Annotated in this window: 6 protein-coding genes; 4 read left to right on the top strand and 2 right to left on the bottom strand. The window is 42.8% G+C overall.

All coding sequences use genetic code 11. The annotated features are described in order from the left end of the window. Positions 1 to 128: 128 nt before the first annotated feature. Together CDG77_RS34190 and CDG77_RS34185 are read right to left on the bottom strand one after the other, a co-directional pair. On the bottom strand, positions 129 to 257 hold the full coding sequence (locus CDG77_RS34190; RefSeq protein ID WP_094333564.1) for a photosystem II protein Y: 129 nt from the start codon (positions 255 to 257) through the stop codon (positions 129 to 131). A gap of 188 nt (positions 258 to 445) precedes the next feature. Then, the gene (locus CDG77_RS34185; RefSeq protein WP_094333563.1) at positions 446 to 973 is read right to left on the bottom strand and encodes a gamma carbonic anhydrase family protein; all 528 of its coding nucleotides are present in this window, start codon (positions 971 to 973) and stop codon (positions 446 to 448) included. Between the two features lie 8 nt (positions 974 to 981). Between CDG77_RS34185 and CDG77_RS34180 the strand changes: the two genes are divergently transcribed. The 4 genes from CDG77_RS34180 to CDG77_RS34165 form a co-directional block, all read left to right on the top strand. Beyond that, on the top strand, positions 982 to 1,176 hold the full coding sequence (locus CDG77_RS34180) for a hypothetical protein (RefSeq protein WP_223270148.1): 195 nt from the start codon (positions 982 to 984) through the stop codon (positions 1,174 to 1,176). 36 nt (positions 1,177 to 1,212) lie between these two features. Then, positions 1,213 to 1,725 (top strand): TIGR02652 family protein, encoded by a 513-nt coding sequence (locus tag CDG77_RS34175; RefSeq protein WP_094333562.1) that lies wholly within the window; start codon positions 1,213 to 1,215, stop codon positions 1,723 to 1,725. A gap of 143 nt (positions 1,726 to 1,868) precedes the next feature. Then, a complete protein-coding gene (locus CDG77_RS34170) occupies positions 1,869 to 2,312 on the top strand; it encodes a VOC family protein (RefSeq protein ID WP_094333565.1) in 444 nt (147 codons plus the stop codon). 302 nt (positions 2,313 to 2,614) lie between these two features. Beyond that, positions 2,615 to 3,285, top strand: a 671-nt coding sequence (locus CDG77_RS34165) for a M16 family metallopeptidase (protein WP_442946462.1), incomplete at its 3' end; no start/stop codon positions are given.

The raw sequence follows: 3,285 nt of genomic DNA, 5'->3' as shown, positions 1-3,285 counted from the left end.
GGGCAGGGGAGAGAATAAGAATTGCTACTTTTCGCTCTGTCTCTTCCAATGAACCATTAATCGCGATAAAACCGACTGTCTCCGTAAATAGAAACAGGCGGTTCAAAAGTGATGATATTATGCTGAATTTAGGCTTCCCGATCCAAAAAGCCTTGAATTTGTCTTAAAGCCGCAGCACCAATATTAAACACTGCCCAGCTAGCAGCAATGGCAACTGGTGCTAAAACGATCGCTATACGGAAATCGATAGAATCCATATCTAGAACCTCTCTCTTAAGTAGAAATTAAAGTTTTGTCAACTGCTCTCATTTTTATTTTTAGCTGAAGTGGGCAATTTTTCCCAACATATATGTAAAGAATGTTTAATTATATCAGGGATGTGGGATTGGGGATCGGGCATTGGGCATTAGTTATTTCTCCCTCGTCGTCTCGCACTTAGGACTCTCTACGACTTGCAAAACCCGATATCAGTACCTTTACCAGCATGAACTAAAGCTAATTTTTGGTAACGTTTAGCGTGTTCAATCAATTCTGCGGCTTCAACGTCTGTTACTTGTCGTGACACTTTGCCAGGAATACCTACAACCAGTGACAAAGGAGGTATATTTTTGGTTACAACTGCGCCAGCACCGATAATGCTACCAGCACCCACTCGTACCCCGTCTAAAATCACTGCGCCAATGCCAATCAAACTTCCACGCTCGATGTAAGCGGAATGGATCGCAGCGCGATGTCCGACGGTAACATGATCTTCTAAAATTGTTGGAAAACCAGGATCGCCGTGTAGAATTGCACCATCCTGAATATTTGTGCATTCGCCAATTTCAATCCGTTCTACATCTGCCCTAACTACTGCTCCATACCAAATGCTCGCCCCTGCTGCTATATTTACCGAACCTATAACAACAGCATTGGCTGCGATGAAGGCAGCTTGAGAAAAATCAGGAGATGTCCAGTAAGAAGCGGTAGACACGATAGAATATGAATATGGTACTCAGGAACACTGGAGAAACTCCAACCTTTGAGGCTGGTTGCACAACCAGAATATCACAGCGTCAAGCCTCTACGGTGAGGAAAACACTCGTGAACAATGTTTATGCTGCAACTGCGTGTCTGTGCAGCAATAAGCAATTAACCCAAAGTGGTGGAGCCGAAGTGTATAATCCAATCCACTAGTGCTGGTGAAGACGAAATTATGTTTGTACGCACTTCATGATGAATCCAGGCTTTCAGTACCCGATGTTTGGGCCGGAAATACAGTGCCCCCATTGTCGCCAGACTATTCAGGCGCTGACATTAACAGATACCTATTTGTGTCCGCGTCATGGCGCTTTTGAAGCTAATCCTAAAAATGGTGAGTTAGTTCATTTGCAATCGGGCCGTCATTGGCGGAGGTGGAATAATGAATGGTATAGACAACATACTCATCCTGATGGTATCCGCTTTGAAATTCACGAAGCATTAGATAAGCTGTATACCCAAGGCTTTCGAGCAACAAAAGTGATTATTGCTCTACGCTATCAGGAATTGATGAGTGGCTATTTAGAACGCAGCACACCTTGGCGTTCTGGACAACCGGAAGCTACAGCTGCTCGACTATACGGCTTACCCGTGGAGTTTAGCCCCGATACCTCAGAAGATCCATGCTGGGAAGTGATTAACTTTGACTTGGAAAAAGAGCCTGGTGTCCCTGTACGCTACCCCTATTTCAGGTTGTTTGAGTAATGGTCATTGGTCATTAGTCATTGGTCATTTGTCATTTGTCATTGGTGAATAACAAAGTACAAAGTGCAAAGTTACGATCGGAGGTTTTCTCCGATCGCAACTTTTACAAAAAAGGACAACTGACAAAGGATAAAGGACAAATTATGCACCATGCTTCTATTCGGACTGCGAATATTCACCGAGCGATCGCTTTCTACGAATATTTAGGGTTTACAATTTCGGAACGCTTTACTACAGGCTACACGCTAGCTTGCTGGATGGAAGGATTGGGCGGCAGAATTGAACTGATCCAAATTCCCGAACCAAAACCAGCCCCAGATGCCTTTGCTGACGAGCATTATGTGGGATACTATCATCTCTCTTTCGATTTAACTGAGATTACACCAGATTTACCTAGTTGGTTGACAAATCTACAAAAACGTGTATTGATTGCGGCTGAGAGTCAAACCGAAGAATTACAACCGTTGAAGGTACTTTTAGAACCGACACAACAGCAAATAGGCGATCGCATTTACGAAGTAGCTTTTATCGCCGATACCGATGGCTTACCTTTGGAATTCATTCGGGTTTTAGCAAAACTCCCGTAATTTAGCTTTTTTATTACCTTTATTGCTAATATATTGTTTTTCTGTATTGTTACTTCAGCAACAGATTTTTTTGCCAGATTCAAATCGATCGTTTACAAAAATAACTATGTAACTTAATTTACAGCGATGCCTGCTAAATAAATGTATGGATTTTCCAGGTTTTATAAATATCCCTTGCCGTTATTAATTTTAAGCTTATGGCTAGTAGCAGTTTTTTTATTGAGCGAGCAACTGGCTAATAGCCAACATCCAGCCATATCTAACAAAGAAAAATACCAATCAACCTTCCTAGTAAAAGAATAATGCCCTCAACACTGACAGAAAACGTCCGTAAGACAGTGCTGGAAAATGGTCTAACTGTCCTAACAAAGGAAGTACATACTGCGCCAGTGGTGACGGTGCAAGTGTGGTACAAGGTTGGCTCACGCAACGAAGAACCGGGCGTGAATGGCATTGCTCATCAGTTGGAACACCTGATGTTTAAAGGGACTCAAAATCGCCCCATTCAATTTGGCCGTTTGTTTAGTGCTTTAGGTAGTGATTCCAATGCTTTCACCAGCTATGACCAAACTGCATATTACGGTACTGTGGAACGTAACAAGCTAAAAGCGCTCTTAGTGCTAGAAGCAGACAGAATGCAAAATTCTCAGATTGAGCCAGAACAACTAGCGAGTGAAAAGCGAGTAGTAATTTCTGAGTTGCAAGGTTACGAAAATAGTCCAGAATATCGCCTCAACCGTGCCGTCATGCAGGCGGTGTTTCCTAATCATGCTTATGGGTTGCCTGTAGGTGGAACCAAAGCTGATGTCGAGAAATTTGAAGTTGAGCAAGTACAGAAATATTATCGCAATTTTTACAGTCCTGATAATGCCGTCTTAGTGATTGTTGGAGATTTTCAAACCGGAAATACCCTTGAAACAATTAAAGAAGTGTTTGGCAAACTACCGAGGAGGCAGGAGGCAGGGGGCAGAGG

The organism is Nostoc sp. 'Peltigera membranacea cyanobiont' 213, from assembly GCF_002245975.1.
Lineage (GTDB): Bacteria > Cyanobacteriota > Cyanobacteriia > Cyanobacteriales > Nostocaceae > Nostoc.
This window is presented reverse-complemented; position numbering and strand designations above follow the sequence as displayed.

Excerpts from the sequence above, each read along its gene's own strand:
- CDG77_RS34180 (WP_223270148.1), top strand. The coding sequence starts at position 982 with ATGAATATGGTACTCAGGAACACTGGAGAAACTCCAACCTTTGAGGCT.
- CDG77_RS34190 (WP_094333564.1), bottom strand. The coding sequence starts at position 257 with ATGGATTCTATCGATTTCCGTATAGCGATCGTTTTAGCACCAGTTGCC.
- CDG77_RS34170 (WP_094333565.1), top strand. The coding sequence starts at position 1,869 with ATGCACCATGCTTCTATTCGGACTGCGAATATTCACCGAGCGATCGCT.
- CDG77_RS34175 (WP_094333562.1), top strand. The coding sequence starts at position 1,213 with ATGATGAATCCAGGCTTTCAGTACCCGATGTTTGGGCCGGAAATACAG.